Origin of the sequence: Actinomadura violacea, assembly GCF_017573465.1 — a bacterium.
GTDB lineage: Bacteria > Actinomycetota > Actinomycetes > Streptosporangiales > Streptosporangiaceae > Spirillospora > Spirillospora violacea.
Window position 1 is genome coordinate 131,437 of sequence record NZ_JAGEPF010000008.1, and the last position, 18,701, is coordinate 150,137.

An 18,701-nucleotide genomic window follows, 5' to 3' on the forward strand; every position below is an offset into this window, starting at 1 on the left:
CCGCCGAACGACGTTCACTTGCGGCGTGTCGGCCTTATGAGGGCGCTTTTAAGGCCGACACGCCGCAAGTCGACGGCGGGTGAGGGGCGGAGCTGGCGGGCGGCGTCGGGGGCGTGGCTCGGGATCGGGACGGCGCCGGGCGCGCTCGTCCTCGGCGCGCAGGTCGGCGGGCGGCACGGCGGCGCGCTGCCCGTCGCGGTGCTCGCCGCGGGCGGCGTCGTGATGACCGCGCTGCTCGCCGCGCAGGGCCGCCTCGGCCTGCGCCCGCCCGCCGGCGAGGGCGCCGGCATGGCCGTCCTCGCCCCGCGCTACCTGCCGCCCGTCGCCGAGCGGGCGTTCACCGCGCTGCTCGCGGTCGCGATGGCCGGCTGGTTCGGCTTCAACGTCGGGCTCGGCGGCGCGGCCCTCGCCGCGCTCACCGGCCTGCCGGACGCGGCGGGCGCGGTGCTGCTGACCGTCCCGATCGTCGCGGTGCTGCTGGCCGGCGGCGGGCGGTGGAACGCGATCGCCGTCGCGACCACGCTGACCGCCATCGCGCTGATCGGGATCGTCGCGGTCCGGCTGCCGCCGCCCGCGTCGCCGGTGTCGTTCGCGCGCGACGGCCCGTTGCGCGGGCTCGCCGCCGACCTCGCCGGCTACATCGGCTACGTGTCGGTGTTCGCGGTCCGGGCGCCGGACTTCACCGCCGGGCTGCGCGGCCATCGCGACCTCGCGGCGTGCGTCGCGCTGCTGGTCGGGTCGGCGCTGGCCGCGTCGGTGGTCGGCGCGGGCGTCGCGGCGGCGAGCGGCTCCACCGACGTGGTGGCGGTGCTCGCCGGGCCGGACGGGCTGCCCGCCGCGAACCTGTTCGTCGCCGCGTCGGTGATCGCGCCGACGTTCGCCGCCGTGCACTCCGGCGCGCTCGCCGTCCGCCGCTTCCTGCCGGCGGACCGCAGGGGCGCGCAGCTGTGGGGCGTGCTGGCGGTCGCGGTGCCCGGCGCGGTGCTCGCCGCGCTGCGCGTCGACCGGATGCTGCTCGACTGGCTGACGGTACTGGCCGCGGCGCTGCCCGCGCTCGTCCCGCCGATGGCGGCGGAGGCGGCGCGGCGCAGGCGGGGCCGGGCCGCGCGTCCCGTCCGGACGTGGATCTGGGCGCCGGGGGCGGTGCTCGCCGTCGCGTTGACGCTGGCCGGGCATGCCGCGGCGGCGCCGATCGGGCTCGCGGTGTCGGCCGCCGCGACGCTCGCGCACGCCCGGGTGACGCGGGTCCGGCCGTCCTCCCATGTCCCCGAACGGCTCCGAATTCGTTCTTGACGGCGGGCGAGAGCCGGTCGTACGTTCGAGAAAGCGCTTCCAGAAAGCGCTTTCCACATCCACTCCGTCCCCACCCATCCCCCCACCTTGGACGGTCGGAATGAAAAGACTGAGATGGTGCCTGCTGGCGACCCTGGCGATGCTCGCCGCCCTCATCACCGTGCTGCCGGCCGGTGCGCAGGCGCGTGACGACGCCCCGATCCTCGACCCCATCCCCGACGACCCCGCCCCGTCCGGACTCGGACTCGTCCTCAAAGAGGTCGCCCAGCTGCCCAAGTCGGAACCCTCCGCACCGCCGACCGACCCGCGGCTCGCGCGCTGGAACCGCATCAACCACGTCGGCGAGCTGCCCGACCACTCCGGCCGGCTCTACGTCCCCGACCTGAACGGGAACCTGTACTTCCTCGACAAGAAGACGCGCAAGCCGCACGTCTTCCTCGACGTCAAGGCCGCCTTCCCCGACTTCTACTCCGCCGCGGGCCTCGGCCAGGGCTTCGGCTTCGTCGCGTTCCACCCCGACTTCAAGAAGAACGGGAAGTTCTACACCGCGCACGTCGAGTCGGGCAACGCGCTCAAGACCAAGACCCCCGACCTCACGCCGCAGCCGAAGACCGGCTACCACGGCGTCATCGACGAGTGGACCGCCGACGACCCGAAGGCGCAGACCTTCCACGGCACCCACCGCGAACTGCTGCGCATCGGCTTCGCCGGACGCGTCCACAACCTGCAGCAGATCGACTTCAACCCCAACGCCAAGCGCGGCTCCGCCGACTACGGCAAGCTCTACATGTCCGTCGGCGACGGCGGCAACGGCAACGTCGGCGACAACGGCGGCGACCCGCAGAACCTCGGCGTCCCGCAGGGCAAGATCCTGCGGATCGACCCGACCGGGACGAACTCCGCGAACGGCAAGTACGGCATCCCCGCCGACAACCCGTTCGCCGGGCAGTCCGGCAAGGTCGGCGAGATCTACGCCTACGGCATGCGCGACCCGCACCGCTTCAGCTGGGACACCGGCGGCACGCACCGCATGTTCCTCGCCCACATCGGCGAGCACGAGATCGAGTCGATCCACGAGGTGAAGTCCGGCGACAACATCGGCTGGAGCGAGCGCGAGGGCGCCTACACCTTCCGCAAGGACGACCGCTGCCACCTGTACCCGCTGCCCGCCGACGACGCCAAGAACAACTACGACTACCCGGTCGCCGCCTACGACCACGACCCGCCCGCGAACTGGGACTGCTCCAGCGACACCGGGCACGCGATCTCCGGCGGCTACGTCTACCGCGGCGCCGCCCTCCCGGCCCTGCGCGGCAAGTACCTGTTCACCGACATCGTCGACGGCCGGCTCATGTACACCGAAGAGTCGCAGATGAAGCGGGACCCGGCCGGCAAGCACCGCGCGCAGATCTACTCGCTCGCCGCCTACGACACCAAGGGCAACCCCGTCACGATGAAGCAGCTCGCCGGCAACGACCGGGTCGACCTGCGCTACGGCTCCGACGCCAAGGGCGAGCCCTACCTGCTCGCCAAGGCCAACGGCAAGATCTGGAAGGTCGTCGGCACCAAGAGCTACGCCGGCTGCCGCACGAACGACATCCGTGAGAGCCGCCTCATGGGGGCCGACAACTGGGCGCCGGTCACGCCGTCGAAGTGGCGGTTCCCCGGCAACGAGGTCGTCCTCGCCGAGGAGGGCTCGCAGCGGCCCGGCCCGCGCCGCCCCTTCGAGTACGCGGTGCTGAAGTCCGGCCCGGTGCTCGGCTCGTCCAGGATCGACGCCGAGGTGCGCCTCGACACCCCCGTCGACATCATCAACCGTGACGTGATCATCGTCTTCGGCTACCAGGACGACACGCACTTCTACTACACGCACCTGTCCACCGACAACAGCATCTACCCCCACAACGGGATCTTCGTCGTCAACGGCGCGGACCGGCTGCGCATCGACCAGCAGTGGAACGCCAACCGCTCGCACGGCGCCCCGCCGACCATCACCGACGCGAACTGGCACGGCGTCCGCGTCAGCCACTGCGCCGGCACCGGCGAGATCGCGGTCTACGTGGACGGCTCCACCCGTCCCGCCATGACCGCCCTCGACAAGACGTTCACCTCGGGACGCGTCGGGTTCGGATCGTTCGACAACATCGGACGGCTCCGCGACCTCACCGTCCACGCGAACCCGGCACGGTAACGGCCTCCCCGGGCGGGCGCGCACCCGCCCGCCCGGGGGCACCCGAAGGAGACCCTCCATGCTGCTCCGCCGCCGCGTCGCGGCCGCGACCGCCGTGCTCGGCGCGTCCGTCGTCGCCGCCTCGCTCGCCGTCCCCGCCCAGGCGTCCCCGGCCCCGGGCGTCGCCCCGTCCCTGAAGAAGAACCTCGTCTCCTACTACGACTTCGAGCACCCGGTTCGCGGCGACGCCGCGCAGGAACGCGACCTCGGCCGCTCCGGCACCGCCATCGACCTCGTCAACGGCGGCGCCGCGATGCGCGTCCGGGACGGCGCCCGCCGGCACGCGATCCAGCTCGGCCAGGTGAACCCGTCCACGGCGGGCAACGACGACTGGAAGGCCGGCGTCTACTCGGCGACCGGCGTCCCGTCGCTGCACGCGTTCAACGCCGCGCGCAGCGCGACCGTCGCCGGCTGGTTCAAGATGACCGGCACGAACCCGTCCCCGAACTCGGGCTCGGCGAACCCGAACGACGTGTACAACGCGGTCGGCCTGATCGGCGTCCTCACCGGCGACTCCGACGGGCACGCCGTCCGCGCCCTGCTGGAGATCATCGACGTCTCCGGCACCCTCCGGCTCGTCGCGCTCGGCCGCCGCATCGACGGCGGCAGCTCGCAGACGTTCGCCGCGAACGAGGACTGGCGCACCCTGCTGCCGCAGAACACCTGGGTGCACCTCGCCGCCACGTTCGACTACGACACCGGCAAGATGTCCCTCTACAAGGACGGCGAGCCCCTCGACGGCTTCTACACCGTCTCCGGCGACCCCTGGAAGCTCCAGGGCACGCCGAGCCCGCACCTCGCGTCCGCCACCGACCCGCGCGGCATCAAGATCGGCGGCAGCTTCCCGCAGAACACCCGCGAGGCGAACCCCTGCAACTGCCGCATGGACGGCCTGATGTTCCTCGACCGCGCCATCACCCCCCGTGAGGCCCGCCTCCAATACCGCATAGCCAAACGCTGACCCCACCCCCAACCACCGGCCGCCGGGCGCCTCCACGCACCCGGCGGCCCCGTCGTATCCGGCACCAGGGGGTTCGTTAGGGGTGGGACGTGGGGGTTCGTGGGGGTGGGGGGTTCGGGCGTAGGTTGAGGTGATCACGCGGAGGGGGCGGGGTATGGGCGTTGCGCTGTTCACGCTGGGCGGGACGATCGCGATGGCGGGGCACGGGCCCGCGAAGGACGGCGGGACGGTGGTGGCGCGGCTGAGCGGCGCCGACCTGACGGCGGCGGTCCCGGGTCTGGCGGGGCTGGGCGTGCCGCTGGAGGTGCAGGACATCGAGGCCGTCCCGAGCGCCCAGCTGTCGTTCGCGCGGATCCTCGACCTGGTGGAACGGGCGTCGCGGGCGGTGCGGGACGGGGCGTGCGGGGTGGTCGTCACGCAGGGCACCGACACGCTGGAGGAGACGGCGTTCCTCGCCGACCTGCTGTGGCCGCACGACGAGCCGTTCGTGATGACGGGCGCCATGCGGAACCCGACGATGGCGGGGCCGGACGGGCCGGCGAACCTGCTCGCGGCCGCGCACGTGGCGGCGGCGCCGCAGGCGCGGGGGCTGGGCGCGCTCGTGGTGCTGAACGACGAGGTCCATGCGGCGCGGTGGGTGAGGAAGACGCACAGCGCGAGCACGCGGGCGTTCGCGTCGCCGAACGCGGGGCCGATCGGGTACGTGTACGAGGGACGGGTCGGCGTGCACGGCGGCGTGCCGCGCCGGAAGGCCGTTGAGGTCGACGCGGCGGCTCTCGCGGAGACCCGGGTGGGGTTCCACACCGTGGTGCTGGACGACGATCCGTCGATGGTGAACGCGGACGGGTGCGACGGGTTCGTGGTGGCCGGTTTCGGGGTGGGGCATGTGCCCGCGTCGTTCGCACCTGTGCTGGGCGAGTTGGCGCAGCGGATACCGGTGGTACTCACGTCGCGGACGGGGGCCGGGCCGGTGCTGCGCAGCACGTATGGCGCCGTGGGGTCGGAGACCGATCTGCAGCGGCGCGGGCTGGTCAACGGCGGGATGCTCGATCCGTGGAAGGCCCGCGTGCTGCTGCGGGTGCTGCTCGCGTCGGGCGCGGATCGGGACGCGGTCGCCGAAGCGTTCGCCGGCTGATTACACGGACGCGACGCGCAGGCCGGCGTCGGTGGCGGCGATGAGGGTGCCGTCCGTGCTCAGCGCGAGGTCGTTCACCGCGGCGGGCATGGGGATGCGCCGAGACGGCTCGGCCGACGTCCCGTCCCACACCGCGAGACCGTCGCCGACGTCGGCGGCCACGAGGAAACGGCCGTCGGCGACCGCGGCGGCGACCGCGCCGATGTCGCCGGGCGCCGACAGAGTGAGTGCGGGGTCGCCGTCGAGGGTCTGGACGAGCAGTTCCGCGCCGGAGGGCTGGACGAGGAGCGCCGGGCCGTCCGGGCCCGGCGCCAGCACCGCGGGCGCCCCGGACGACGGCAGCGACGCGGCCTCCTCCTCGCGCTCGACGTCGAGGAGGCCGATGGTGCGCTCGGTGTCGCAGGCCAGGCCGACGAGCGGCCCGGTCGCGGGGGTGGCGTGCAGGATCCAGCGGTCGATGGCCGTCCAGTGGCCGAGCCAGACGCCGAACTCGGCGAGCCCGGCGCCGGTGCGGGCGTCCAGGACGGCGACCCTCGCGTCGCTGGCCGGGCCGAAGACGGCGACGACGGCGCCGCGGCCGTCGTGGACGGCGAGTCCGAGCAGGTCGGGCTGCCCGTCCACGGTGAGCTCGGCGCCGGTGGACGGGTCGAGGACGTGGACGCGGTCGCGGTGCGTCCAGGCGACGGCGGGGGCGCCGTCGGGCAGCAGCCCGAACGCCCATTCGGCGCGGTGGTCGGGGAAGTCGGGGACCGGCGGGCCGAGCGCGGTGCGGGTGCGCAGGTCCCATGCCTGGCCGATGCCGGCGCCCTGGCCGGCGCGCGAGGTGAACGCCAGCGGCGGCCCGGCGGCCGTGGCGGCGACCCCGTCGAACGCTCCCTGCGCCAGCACGCTTTCGGGCATGCCTGGGAGGCTAGGGCACCGGGGTGAGATCGTTCCGCGAAGTCCGCGAAAACGCAGTGGGTCCGGGTGGGTGCGCAGCGTGATCGCCATCCGGCGGCGCCGGACCGGTTCGGGCGGATATGTTCCTTGCTTGTGGAGCCGATCGATCTGACGCCCGTCGAGCGGCGCGTGTGGCGGGCCTTCCCGGCCGGGCGGCCCGTCGACCTGCGGGACGGCGACGACGATCCGGAGCGCGGCGGCGGCTGGGGGCCCGGGCGGACGGTCCGGGCGGACGTGCTCCGCAGGCTGCTGCTGGCCGAGCACCCCGGCGGCGACATCGCGGCGCTGCGGCTGACCGGCGCGCGGGTCACCGGGCGGCTCGACCTGCGGTACGCGGCGGTGGGGCATCCGGTGCGGCTGTCGGGCTGCCGTTTCGAGGAGGCGCCGGACCTGTACGGCGCGCACCTGCGGCAGCTGAACCTGAGCGGCTCGTTCCTGCCGGGGCTGGCGGCGGAGACGCTCAGGGTGGACGGGGTGCTGCGCCTCACCGACTGCCGCGTCCCGGGGCAGATCCGCATGGGCGGGGCACGCCTGGCCGGGGCCTTCTTCCTGGAGCGCGCGCGGCTCGGGGAGGACGGCGCGCGCAAGGAGGTCCTGCACCTCAACCATTCCGTCGTCGAGGACGACGTGTGGGCGCCTGGCCTCGAAGCGCGCGGGGAGGTCCGGCTGAACGGCGCGTCCGTCGCGGGCATGCTGAACCTCAGGGGCGCGGTGCTGCTGACGCCGGGCGGGCGGGCGTTCGACGGCGAGAACCTCACGGTGGGGTCGGACGTGCTCGCGACCGGCGCGCGCGTCGACGGCGAGGTGAGCGTGCGCGGCGCGGCGATCCCCGGGCTGCTTGTGCTGACGAGCGCGCGGCTGTCGGACGCGTCGTGCGCGCTGCGGGCGACGAGCGCGGTGATCGGCGAGGTGTGGCTGCGGGAGGCGAGGGTCGACGGCCCGGTGAACCTGCTGCGCGGCCGCTTCGGGCTGCTGCACGCGGCGCCCGGCGCGCTCGGCGGCACGGTCTGGCTGGACGGCCTGACGTACGGGTCGCTGACGCCGCGGCTCCCGGCGAAGCCCCGCATCGAGCTGCTGGAGCGCGACGAGGAAGGATACGTCCCGCACGCGTACGAGCAGCTCGCCGCCGCGTACCGGCAGGCGGGCGACGACCGGGCGGCACGGAACGTCCTGCTCGCCAAGCAGCGCCGGCACCGCTCGACGCGACCCCGGTACGCGCGGCTCTGGGGGTACCTGCAGGACGTGACGGTCGGGTACGGGTTCCGGCCGCTGTGGGCGGCGGCGTGGCTGGCGGGGCTGCTCGCGGCCGGCACGGCGGTGTTCGGGCCGCATCCGCCCGCGCCGCTGAAGGCCGACGAGCATCCGCCGTTCAACGCGCTGTTCTACACGCTCGACCTGCTGCTGCCGATCATCGACTTCGGGCAGGAGAAGGCGTTCAAGCCCGCCGGCGGGTACCAGTGGTTCGCGTACGCGCTGGTCATCGCCGGGTGGGTGCTCGCGACGACGATCGCCGCCGGGATCACCCGGACGCTCAGCCGGCAGTGACCTCGCGGAGGCGGGCGGCGGCGGTCTCCGGCGGGACGTCGTTGATCCACGCGGCCATGCCCGACTCGGACCCCGCCAGGTACTTGATCTTGTCGGGGGCGCGCCGGATGGAGAACAGCTCCAGGTGCAGGCGGACGAGGTCGCGGCCCTCGCCGGTCGGCGCCTGGTGCCAGCCCGCGACGTAGGGAAGCGGGGTGTCGTACAGGGCGTCGCAGCGGCGGAGCAGGTCGCGGTAGAGGACGGCCAGCTCCTCGCGTTCCGCGGTGTCCAGCGCGGCGAAGTCGGGGACGTGCCGGTGCGGCATCAGGTGGACCTCGACGGGCCAGCGCGCGGCGGCGGGGACGTAGGCCGTCCAGTGCTCGCCCGCCAGCACCACCCGGGTGCCCGCGCGCTCCGCCTTCAGCACGTCGTCGAACAGGCCCGGGTGCCGGGACGCCTGGGCGAGCACCCGCTCGGTGCGGGGCGTGATGAACGGGTACGCGTAGATCTGCCCGTGCGGGTGGTGCAGCGTCACGCCGATCTCGACGCCGCGGTTCTCGAACGCGAACACCTGCCGGACGGTCGGGATCTCCGACAGCTCGGCGGTGCGGTCGGCCCACGCGTCGATGACCGTCCGGACGCGGGAGACGGGCAGCTGCGTCATCGCGGCGGTGTGGTCGTCGGTGAAGCAGACGACCTCGCAGCGCCCCGCGCCGGGGAACCGCTCGAACACCTCCGCGCCGTCGACCGTGGGCGGCACCGCCGGGGTGCGGGCGTCGAACGAGGGGAACCGGTTCTCGAAGACGGCGACGTCGTAGGAGTCGTCGGGGATCTCCGAGGCGGGGCCGCCCGGGCACAGCGGGCACTGGTCGGGCGGCGGCAGGAACGTGCGGGTGTTGCGGTGCGCGGTGACCGTGACGTGGTCGCCGGTCAGCGGGTCGCGGCGCACCTCGCACACCGGCTCGACGGGCGGCAGGCCGCGGGGGTCGGGCACGGGGACCCGTCCGGGGGACTCGTCGTAGTAGACGAGTTCGCGGCCGTCGGAGAGCCGCGCGCGTGTGCGGTGCATCGCCCGCAGCCTACAGGGCGGGCGCGCCGGCCGTCTCGGCCCGGTTCACCGCCAGCAGGTGCTTCACCAGGGTGGTCAGCACCTCCTTGCCGGACGCGCGCTCCCGGACGTCGCACAGCACGATCGGGGTCGTCTCGCTCAGGTCGAGGGCCTCGCGGATCTCGTCGTCGGTGTAGTCGTAGCCGTCGTCGAACATGTTGACGGCGACGACGAACGGCAGCCCGCGGTTCTCGAAGTAGTCGACGGCCGGGAAGCAGTCGGCGAGGCGGCGGGTGTCGGCGAGCACGACCGCGCCGAGCGCGCCGTACGACAGCTCGTCCCACATGAACCAGAAGCGGTCCTGGCCGGGGGTGCCGAACAGGTAGAGGACCAGGCCGTCGCGGATGGTGATGCGGCCGAAGTCCATCGCGACGGTCGTGGTGGTCTTCTGCTCGACGCCCTCGGTGTCGTCGACGCCGACGCCGCGGTCGGTGAGCAGCTCCTCGGTCTGCAGCGGCCGGATCTCGCTGACGGCGCCGACGAGCGTCGTCTTGCCGACGCCGAAGCCGCCGGCGACGAGGATCTTCACCGCGATGGGCGCGGCGGGGGCGGGGCCCGCGTCCTCAGAGGGCCTGGAGTCCATGCAGCACCTCCCTGAGCAGGCGTTCCTTGGAGATCGTGCTCTCCTGTCGTTGCGGGCGGGTCACGGTGATGAGCCGGTGGTGCAGCAGGTCGCCGAGCAGCACCCGGACGACGACGAGCGGCAGCCGGATCCGGGCGGCGATCTCGGCGACCGGCTGCGGCTGCAGGCACATCTCCAGGATGTCCAGGTGCTCGGGGCCGATGCCGGGCGACCCGGACCGCGGCCGCGCCGCGGTCGCGACGATCGTGATCATGTCGAACGCCTCGGCCGTGGCGGGCCTGGCGCGCCCGCGGGTGAGCGCGTACGACCGGACGATCGGCCCGGCCTCGTCATCGAGCCATTCGCTCCCAGGACCGCTCATGCGAGGTCACGAGTCCTCGGTATCGAGGGACTCGGCGCGGCCGCGCCGGGTGCCCTGCTGGATGGACGACATCATCGAGCGCAGCTCCTCGGGGGTGCGGCCGGCGCGCGGGGCGGCCTCGGGAGCGGGCCGCTCGGCCTGCTCCTCGCGCAGCTGCGCGGCCATGTTCTCCTGCCGGACGCGCTTGGGCAGCGCCGGCCGGTCGGCGCGCGAGGCGCCGGGGGGACGCCGCCGGACCTCGCGCGGGGAGCGCGGCGTCCGCTGCGCCGCGGGCCGCTCCTCCGGGCGCGCGGGCGGCTCGCCCCACGCGGACGGCGACCTGCGCTGCTCGGGCAGCGGCCCCTGCACGGGCTCGGCGAACACCGTCCGCGGCCCGGTGACCTCGGACGGCTCGCCCGCTCCGGGCGCGCCGGTGTCGTCGGACGCGTCGTCCGGGCCCCAGCCGATCGGGCCGGTCGCGGCGCCGCCGGAGGCCGGGGCCGCCGGGACGCCGATCGGGCCGGTGGGCGGGCCCGCGCCGAGCGGGTCGTCGCCGAACGGGTCGCCCGCGACGGGACCGAGGGGGGCACCGGGCTGCGGCGGGCGGGCGAGCGGCCCTGCGGACCCGGGGCCCGGCGCCGGCTCGGGCCCGGCGGGTTCCGGGGGCGGGGCGGCGGCGTGCCGTCCGGCCGGGAGGCGCAGCACGGCGCCGCCCTCCTCCCGCTCGGCGGGGCCGTCCGCGCGGTGGCCGACGACGGCGCCGACCGGGACGAGGGCGTCCTCGGCGCGGCGCGTGGTGAGCGCGGGCGGCGCCTCCGCCGCGTCGGCGCCGGCGCGGACGACGAGCTCCTCGGGCAGCAGCACGATCGCGGTCATCCCGCCGTACGGGGAGGTGCGCAGGGTGACCTTGACGCCGTGCCGGCGGGCGAGCCGGCCGACGACGAACAGGCCGAGCTGCGAGGCGTCCGACAGGTCGAACTCGCCGCCGCTGGCGAGCCGCTCGTTGGCCGCGGCGAGGCTCGGCTCGTCCATGCTGAGGCCGCGGTCCTCGACCTCGAGGGTGAAGCCGTGCGAGACGGCCTGCCCGTGCACCTGCACGGTGGTGTGCGGCGGCGAGAACGCGGTGGCGTTCTCGATCAGCTCGGCGAGCAGGTGGATGACGTCGGCGACGGCCGGCCCGACGATCGCGGCGCGGGTCATCGGCGCGACGTTGACGCGGGTGTAGTCCTCGACCTCGGACGCGGCGGCGCGGGCGACGTCGACGATCGCGACGGGGCTGCGCCAGCCGCGGCCGGGCGCCTGCCCGGACAGGATGATCAGGCCCTCGGCGTGCCGGCGCATGCGGGTGGCGAGGTGGTCGACCCGGAACAGGTCCTCCAGGTCGTCGGGGACCTCGATGCGGCGCTCCATCGAGTCGAGCAGCTTGAGCTGGCGGTGCAGCAGCGTCTGGCTGCGGCGGGCGAGGTTGACGAAGACGTCGCTGACGTTGCGGCGCAGCGTCGCCTCCTCGACGGCGCCCTGGATGGCGGTGCGGCGGGCGGCGTTGAACGCCTCGCCGACCTGGTCGATCTCGCGGGTGCCGAACGCCAGCGGCGGCGCCTCGGCGGCCACGTCGACGTCCTCGCCGCGGCGCAGCCGGCGGATCACGCCGGGCAGCCGGACGTCGGCGAGGTCGATCGCCTCGCGGCGCAGCCGGGCCAGCTCGCGGACCACCGACCGGGCCACCCACACGGCGATGACCAGGGACGCGATGACGGCGAGGAGGCCGAGCACGCCGGCCAGCACGACCCGGGTGATGATGCCGTCGGAGATCGGCTTGGCGCGCTTCTCGGCGCCCGCGGTGACCGACAGCTCCAGCCCGCGCAGCCGGGTGAGGTTGGAGTCGGCGGTGGTCTTCCACAGCGTCCCGGCGCCGGAGGACGGCCGGACGAGCGCCCGCGACGCGACGAACCGGTCCTCCATCGCGCGGAGCCGCGCGTACTCCGGCATGCCGGTGACGCGCTCGTAGTAGCCCTGGTCGGGGATGCGGAGCTCGGACGAGGCGAACCCGTACAGGGTGCGCTGGGTGCCGACGAGCTTGACGAACTGGGCGTGCTCGGCGGGCGTCATCCGCCCGGCGGCGAGCGCGCCGGCGAGGACGGCGTCCTCCTCGGCGAGGGTCTCGCGGGCCCGCGACAGCGACGCCTCGTTGCGGGCGTCCTTGGCGACCTCGGAGTTGTCGAGGGTGGCGAGCGAGCCCTGCAGCGACCCGACGTCCGACAGCAGGCCGGTGTAGTCGGTGAACGCCTTGGAGCGGCTGGTCGCGCCGGCGTCGATGGCGCGCCGGCCGGTGCCGAGCGCGGCGAGCTCGCCGCCGATCCGGTCGGCGAGCCGGCGGGCCTGCGCGGGGGCGGCGCCGCGGGCGCCGGGGTCGCGGACGAGGCGGCGGAACAGCTCGGCCTGCCGGTCGGTGACGAGCCGTCCGGACTCCATCGCGGCGCGGTCGCCGTCGGTGCGGCTGCCGAGGTACACCATCGACAGGCGGCGCTCGTTCTGCAGGGCGCTGCCGAGCGCGCCGGACGGGTAGCCGAAGTGGTCCTGGACGGTCTCGACGTGGCGCAGGTTGAGGCCCTGGCCGAGCGCGATGCTCGCGGCGAACGCCCAGAGCACGCCGAGCGAGACGACCGAGACGGTCACCATCAGGACGACCTTGAACCGGATGGAGCGCAGCCGTGACGCCTTGGGGCCTCGACGGTGGCCGGCGGGGTCCGGGGAGCGGCCTCGTTTTGGCACTTCGGTGACGACTTTCGGTCTGGGGGACGGGATCGGCCGACGGATTCAGGCGGAACCGACGGGTTCGCGCGGAATCGCAGGGAAGCCTAGAGCGACCCCGCGCCGTGTGTCGACAGTTTCCAGATCATCACATTTTGTGTGCGCACGTGACCAAAAATAGCCCTACGATCTCTCAGCGTGATGCCGAACACCCCGAACCGCGCGCACCGGGTGCGGCGCCCGCTCGCCGGGGCCGCGGCGGCGGCCGTGCTGTCCCTGGCCGCGCTGACCGCCGGATGCGGCGGCGGCTCGTCCGGCCCGGCTGCGGCGCCCGACATCCCGATGCAGCAGGAGATCGGCACGCCGGAGGGCCGGCTCGACCTGGTCGTCTGGGCGGGCTACGCCGAGAACGGCTCGAACGACAAGAGGGCCGACTGGGTCACGCCGTTCACCAAGGCGACGGGCTGCCGCGTCGAGGCGAAGGTCGCCGACACCTCCGACTCGATGGTCGCGCTGATGCAGACGGGCAGGTACGACGGCGTGTCGGCGTCCGGCGACGCGACGCTGCGGCTCGTCTACGGCGGGACGGTCGCGCCGGTCAACACGCGGCTGCTCAGCGGCTACGGCGACATCGCCGGGTTCCTGAAGAACCAGCCGTACAACTCGGTGGACGGGCAGATGTACGGCGTGCCGCACGGCTACGGCGCGAACATGCTGATGTACCGGACGGACAAGCTGGCGCAGCGCCCGACGTCCTGGGACGTGGTGTGGAAGAAGGACTCGCCCGCGTCGGGGCACGTCGTCGCCTACGACTCCCCCATCTACATCGCCGACGCCGCGCTGTACCTGAAGGCGCACCGCCCCGACCTGAAGATCAAGAACGTCTACGAGCTGGATCAGAAGCAGTTCGACGCGGCGATCGACCTGCTGAAGCAGCAGCGGCCGAACGTCAACCAGTACTGGGCGAACTACCTTGACGAGCTGCAGTCGTTCAAGAGCGCCGACAACTACGCGGGCACGGCGTGGCAGGTGACCGCGAACATGGCGATGGACCAGCGGTCGCCGGTCGCGACGACGATCCCGTCCGAGGGCGCCACCGGCTGGTCCGACACGTGGATGATCTCCTCGAAGGCGCAGCATCCGGCGTGCATGTACCAGTGGATGAACTGGATCACCAAGCCGAAGGTGCAGGCGCAGGTCGCGCAGTACTTCGGTGAGGCGCCGGCGAACCCGAAGGCGTGCGCGTACACCGCCAAGGGGTTCTGCTCGACCTACCACGTCGGCGATCCGGACTTCTACAAGCGGCTGGCGTTCTGGCGGACGCCGGTGAAGGACTGCGGGGACGACCGCGGGAGCAAGTGCGTCGACTACTCCCGCTGGACCCAGGCCTGGACGCAGATCAAGGGCTGACCAGCGCGTACCGTGCTTCGTGCGGACCGGGCCGGCCGCGCGCCGGGGCCGGTGTCACGGGCGTCGCCAAGTAATGAGACACTTACAGAAGTTTGTCGCACGACTTCTGGTGAGGTGTGAATGTCCGCGACCGTCCAGCCCCCGGAGAGCGTGACCTGGCGCGTCCACATCGACCGGTCCATGTGGGTCGGCGGGGTGCGCAGCCTCATGCTGCAGGCCCTGCACCCGATGGCCATGTGGGGCGTCTGGCAGAACTCCAACTTCCAGGAGGACCCGTTCGGCCGGCTGCAGCGCACCGCCGACTTCGTCGGCGTCGCCACGTTCGGCACGCACGAGGAGATCGACGTGCTGGCCAGGAAGGTCCGCGACATCCACCGGTCCCTGCGGATCCTCAACCACGACACCGGCAGGAAGGAGCGCCTCGACCAGCCCGAACTGCTGCTCTGGGTGCACTGCGCCGAGGTCTACTCCTACCTCCAGGTCGCGCGCCGCTCCGGGCTGCTGCTCACCGACGCCATGGCCGACCGGTACCTCGACGAGCAGCGGCACACCGCCACCTACGTCGGCCTGCACGCCGAGGACGTCCCCGGCAGCGTCGCCGAGATGGAGCAGTACCTCGCGAGCATGCGCCCGCACCTGCGCGTCACCGAGGAGGCCGCGGCCACCGTCCGCTTCCTGATGTGGCCGACGATGCCGGAGAACCTGAAGTTCCTCGCGCCCGGCAAGCCCGGCTACTTCCCCTTCGGCGCGCTCTGCTACTACTCGCTGCCCGACTGGGCCCGCCAGATGTACGGGGCGCTCCCGGAGGTCCCGCGGCCCGCCGTCACCGCCGCGCTCCGCTCGTTCCGCCTCGCGATGAACTCGGTGCCGGAGAAGCTGCACGACTACGCGTTCGCCAAGCCCACCCGCGAGATGCTCGAACGCGCCCGGCAGAACCTCGGCGCCGAGGGCTACGACATCAGCAAGGGCCTCTACGGCCTCCGCGACCCCCGCAGTTGGCCTAGCAGCGCCCTCGGCGTCAGGCGCTAGAGCGCCTTCCTTCAACGGGCGCTGCGTGCGATCGCTGCATCGCTCCGACTCGGCCCTGGGGGCCTCACTGCGCGATCGGATTCTCGCAAGCTCGAATCCGGCTCCGCTCGCGATCGCGACAGTCGAGGTCCGCGCGTGGTCGCGGAGAGACCACTGTTCATGCGTCTTCGCCGAGGGCTGCCCAGGGGTCCTTTCTGGGGGCGGCTTCGCGGCCCTCGGGGCAGTGGCGGGCGAAGTCGCACCACGAGCACAACCGGCCCGGACGGGCCGGGAACCGCTCGTCGAACGGGGCGTGGTCGACCGGCGGCGCGGCGTCGCGTCCGGGCGCGGACGCGGCGACGCGCGTGCGGGTCTCACCGCGGCGCGGCGCCGGGACGCGGGCACGGTAGGCGTCGTCGGCGGCGGACGCCTCCTCGGCGATCTGCTCGGCCCGCCTGATGTGCCGCTGCAGCGACTCGTCGGTGTGCTCCCACGCCGCGACCTCACCGGACGGCAGGTGGTGCAGCTCCACGCGGTGGCACGGGCGACGGAGGACGCGGGACGCGGCGACCGCGTAGATCGCGAGCGCGAGCGAGCCGCGCGCGTCGTCGGCGGTCAGCTCGCGGCGGCCCGTCTTGTAGTCGACGACGACCAGCTCGGAACCGCGCGCGTCCAGCCGGTCGATGCGGCCGGACACGGCGATGCGGTCGGTGCGCGCCGCGACGGTCCGCTCGACGCCGACCGGCTCGTCCGCCGGGTCGAGGCCAGCCGCGTACCGCTCGGTCATCTCGCGGGCGCGCTCGCGCCACCGCGCGGACTGCGCCTCGTCCCGGAACCCGTCGGTCAGCCAGCCGCGCGCCAGCAGGGTGCCGGCGGCCTCCGGGGTCCGCTCGGCGGGCGGCAGCTTCCACCAGCCGGCCAGCGCGTTGTGCACCGACGCGCCGACGCTGTTGTGCGCCCACGGCGGGCCCTTCGGCGGCATCGGACGGTCCAGGTACGTCATCCGGTACCGGCGCGGGCAGTCCAGCCAGGTGTTCAGCCGCGACGGCGTGCACGCGTAGAGCCGCTGGGGCATGCCGTCGAAGCCCAGCTGCTCGGCCCCGGGCACCGGATCAGTCGTCGTCCTGCTCGCGGGCCAGCGAACCCCAGGTCTCCCAGCGGGCGTCCTCGTCGCCGACCGTCGTCTCCTCGCCCTGGCCGGGCAGGATCCGCAGGTCCTTGGGCAGCGGGGTGAGCAGCGCGCCGATCGAGTTCAGCTGCTTGCCGAGCTCGTCGTACTCGCCGCCGATCGCGCCGGGGCGGCCGCGGTGCAGGGTGTCGCCGGAGAACAGCACGCCGAGCTGCTCGCTGATCACGCTGACGCTGCCGGGCGTGTGGCCCGGGGTGTGCAGCACCTCCAGCTGCGCGTCGGCGATCTCGAAGACGCCGCCGTCCTCCAGCCAGATGTCGGGCTCGAGGGAGCGCAGCGCCTTGGCGTCGTCCTCGTCCTTCTCCTCGCGGGCGAGGCGGCCGAAGTAGTCCCGCCACAGCACCCGGTCGGCGCGGTGCAGCGCGATCGGGGCCCAGTTCTCCTCGTCCTCCTCGCCGGCGGCGGCCACCTCGAGCACCACCTCGAGGCGGTGGTCGTAGCCGTCGGTGAGCAGGACGGCCATGACCTCGCGTTCGCCGACCTCCTTGAGGATGGCCTCGGCGTCGAAGGCCGGATCGATCACGATCACCTCGTCGTCGTCACCGACGATGTAGGCGTTGTTCTCGACGTCGTACTCGGTGTCGTCGAGGGTGAGCTTCCCCGACGTCGTCACCTGTTCGATGCGCGCGTCCACGCTGGCACCCTACCGTGCTTCCGGGACGGTTCCGGGCCGCCCCGCGAGCGGGCCCGGAGACGCCGCCGCGGCGCCGGTCGCGGCGGCGGCGAGGGCGTGGTAGGCGTCCGGCGCGGTGGTCTCCGCGCCGAGCCGGTCGCCGGTGAGGGCGCCGTGGTCGTCGCTGGAGCCGGTGGCGGCCAGGCCGAGGTCGCGGGCGAGGCCGCGCAGCGCCGCGCGCTCCGCCGCGTCCTGGTCGGGATGGTCGACCTCGACGCCGGCGAGGCCCGCGGCGGCGAGCCCCGCGATCACCTCGTCGGAGAACACGTAGCCGCCGCGCCGCGTCCGCGGGTGCGCGAGCACGCACACCCCGCCCGCCGCCCGGACGAGCCGGACGGCCCGGACCGGGTCGAGCGCGTACCGGTCGGCGTGCGCGCGGCCGCCCTCGGCGATCCAGTCGCGGGTGAACGCCTCGTCGGGGGACGCGATGACCCCCGCTTCGACCATGGCCCGCGCGATGTGCGGACGTCCGACCGCCTCGCCCCGCGCCAGCTCGCGCACCCGCTCCCACGTCACGTCCGCGCCCAGCTCCCGCAGCCGCTCCACCATCGTCCGCGCCCGGATGACGCGGTCGTCGCGGATCCTGGCCAGCTCGGCGGCGAGGACGGGCTCCGACGGGTCGAACAGGTACCCGAGCATGTGCAGGCTGCGCCCGTCCTGCTTGCACGACAGCTCGACGCCGGGGACGAGCGTCAGCCCGTCCGGCAGCGCGGCGGCGGCCTCGTCCCAGCCGGCGACGGTGTCGTGGTCGGTGAGCGCGAGCACGTCCACGCCGTTCGCGCGGGCCCGCCGGACGACCTCGGCCGGCGGGCGCGTCCCGTCGGAGACGTCGCTGTGGCTGTGCAGGTCGATGCGCATGAGCCCTTTCTAACAGCCCGCGCCGGGCCTTCGCCTCACTCGTCGAGCCGGGGGCTGTAGGCGCCGTAGGGCAGGTCCAGGTCCATGCCGGGTTCGCGCAGGTCGAGGAGCGTCTGGCGCTCCAGCATCAGCACGCCCGCCTCGGCGGGCCACAGCACCGCCCACAGCCAGTCGCCCATCGCCTCGCCGACGTAGACGGCCCTGTCCGGCTTGGTGCCGACCGACCACATCGGCACCGAGTGGTCGCAGGTCGCGGCGGGGCCGCTCACGTCGATCTTGGCGTCGGGCGGGCTGCCGTCGAACACCGGGCCGGGGTCGCCGCCCGCCAGCCCCGCGTAGTGGCCGCCGAGCCCGATGCCGGGCTCCTCCGCGATCAGGATCAGATCGGCCGGGCCGCTGATCAGGCCCGGCCCGGACAGCGCGACGGCCGTCGCGCGGGCGCCCGAGCGCTCGTCGCCGACGGCGCAGAACCCGGTGACGAGCCAGGCCGGCGGAAGGGGCCAGGGCGTCCACACCGGGACCCTCGCGTCCCGCAGCACGGCCGCGAGCCCGTCCGGGCCCGGGCGCTTGGACGGCCGACGGGGCAGGACCGCACCGTGCACGCCGCAGCTCCAGTCCTTCGACCAGAGGCCCGGTTCGCTCAGCGGCCCCGCGCATCGCGGGCATGTGGGCTCGGCCCTCATGATTACCCACCCTGCG

At 74.0% G+C, this 18,701-nt stretch carries 16 protein-coding genes; 7 read left to right on the plus strand and 9 right to left on the minus strand.

Features of this window, described 5'->3' with window-relative positions:
- The first annotated feature begins 36 nt into the window (after positions 1-36).
- From J4709_RS13765 to J4709_RS13780, 4 genes are all read left to right on the plus strand, one after another.
- Complete coding sequence (locus J4709_RS13765) at positions 37-1,293, plus strand: purine-cytosine permease family protein (RefSeq protein WP_208240865.1); 1,257 nt, start codon at positions 37-39, stop codon at positions 1,291-1,293.
- 100 nt (positions 1,294-1,393) lie between these two features.
- A complete protein-coding gene (locus J4709_RS13770) occupies positions 1,394-3,484 on the plus strand; it encodes a PQQ-dependent sugar dehydrogenase (protein WP_208240866.1) in 2,091 nt (696 codons plus the stop codon).
- Between the two features lie 58 nt (positions 3,485-3,542).
- On the plus strand, positions 3,543-4,484 hold the full coding sequence (locus J4709_RS13775) for a LamG-like jellyroll fold domain-containing protein (protein WP_208240867.1): 942 nt from the start codon (positions 3,543-3,545) through the stop codon (positions 4,482-4,484).
- Positions 4,485-4,638: 154 nt separating this feature from the next.
- A complete protein-coding gene (locus J4709_RS13780; RefSeq protein ID WP_208240868.1) occupies positions 4,639-5,619 on the plus strand; it encodes an asparaginase in 981 nt (326 codons plus the stop codon).
- Here the strand turns inward: J4709_RS13780 and J4709_RS13785 are convergent, their stop codons facing one another.
- The gene (locus J4709_RS13785; protein WP_208240869.1) at positions 5,620-6,519 is read right to left on the minus strand and encodes a hypothetical protein; all 900 of its coding nucleotides are present in this window, start codon (positions 6,517-6,519) and stop codon (positions 5,620-5,622) included.
- 132 nt (positions 6,520-6,651) lie between these two features.
- Here J4709_RS13785 and J4709_RS53265 point away from each other — a divergent pair, with 132 nt between their 5' ends.
- Positions 6,652-8,103, plus strand: coding sequence for a hypothetical protein (locus tag J4709_RS53265; protein WP_232383448.1), 1,452 nt, complete (start codon positions 6,652-6,654; stop codon positions 8,101-8,103).
- Here J4709_RS53265 and galT read toward each other — a convergent pair.
- Genes galT through J4709_RS13810 form a run of 4 tightly spaced genes read right to left on the minus strand, consistent with a single transcriptional unit; the run spans position 8,090 to position 12,792 of the window.
- Positions 8,090-9,151 carry a galactose-1-phosphate uridylyltransferase gene (gene galT, locus J4709_RS13795; protein ID WP_208240870.1) on the minus strand — a complete coding sequence of 354 codons (1,062 nt, stop codon included), beginning with the start codon at positions 9,149-9,151 and terminating at the stop codon, positions 8,090-8,092. The two genes, J4709_RS53265 and galT, sit on opposite strands and share 14 nt — an antisense overlap.
- A gap of 10 nt (positions 9,152-9,161) precedes the next feature.
- A complete protein-coding gene (locus tag J4709_RS13800) occupies positions 9,162-9,773 on the minus strand; it encodes a GTP-binding protein (protein ID WP_208240871.1) in 612 nt (203 codons plus the stop codon).
- Positions 9,754-10,134 carry a DUF742 domain-containing protein gene (locus tag J4709_RS13805; RefSeq protein ID WP_208240872.1) on the minus strand — a complete coding sequence of 127 codons (381 nt, stop codon included), beginning with the start codon at positions 10,132-10,134 and terminating at the stop codon, positions 9,754-9,756. The genes J4709_RS13800 and J4709_RS13805 overlap by 20 nt, the downstream gene beginning before the upstream one ends.
- 6 nt (positions 10,135-10,140) lie before the next feature.
- A complete protein-coding gene (locus J4709_RS13810) occupies positions 10,141-12,792 on the minus strand; it encodes a sensor histidine kinase (RefSeq protein WP_208240873.1) in 2,652 nt (883 codons plus the stop codon).
- A gap of 273 nt (positions 12,793-13,065) precedes the next feature.
- On the opposite strand from J4709_RS13810, the gene J4709_RS13815 reads away from it, so the two are divergent.
- Together J4709_RS13815 and J4709_RS13820 are read left to right on the plus strand one after the other, a co-directional pair.
- The gene (locus J4709_RS13815; protein WP_232383485.1) at positions 13,066-14,274 is read left to right on the plus strand and encodes an extracellular solute-binding protein; all 1,209 of its coding nucleotides are present in this window, start codon (positions 13,066-13,068) and stop codon (positions 14,272-14,274) included.
- Between the two features lie 120 nt (positions 14,275-14,394).
- A complete protein-coding gene (locus J4709_RS13820; protein WP_208240875.1) occupies positions 14,395-15,303 on the plus strand; it encodes an oxygenase MpaB family protein in 909 nt (302 codons plus the stop codon).
- 157 nt (positions 15,304-15,460) lie between these two features.
- Here J4709_RS13820 and J4709_RS13825 read toward each other — a convergent pair whose 3' ends face one another.
- From J4709_RS13825 to J4709_RS13840, 4 genes are read right to left on the minus strand one after another with little or no spacing between them, the layout of a single operon-like run.
- Positions 15,461-16,357, minus strand: coding sequence for a RecB family exonuclease (locus J4709_RS13825; RefSeq protein WP_208241075.1), 897 nt, complete (start codon positions 16,355-16,357; stop codon positions 15,461-15,463).
- 37 nt (positions 16,358-16,394) lie between these two features.
- Complete coding sequence (locus tag J4709_RS13830; RefSeq protein ID WP_208240876.1) at positions 16,395-17,105, minus strand: MBL fold metallo-hydrolase; 711 nt, start codon at positions 17,103-17,105, stop codon at positions 16,395-16,397.
- A gap of 9 nt (positions 17,106-17,114) precedes the next feature.
- Positions 17,115-18,002 carry a PHP domain-containing protein gene (locus J4709_RS13835; RefSeq protein ID WP_208240877.1) on the minus strand — a complete coding sequence of 296 codons (888 nt, stop codon included), beginning with the start codon at positions 18,000-18,002 and terminating at the stop codon, positions 17,115-17,117.
- A gap of 35 nt (positions 18,003-18,037) precedes the next feature.
- On the minus strand, positions 18,038-18,685 hold the full coding sequence (locus J4709_RS13840) for a DUF6758 family protein (protein WP_208240878.1): 648 nt from the start codon (positions 18,683-18,685) through the stop codon (positions 18,038-18,040).
- Between the last annotated feature and the right edge of the window lie 16 nt (positions 18,686-18,701).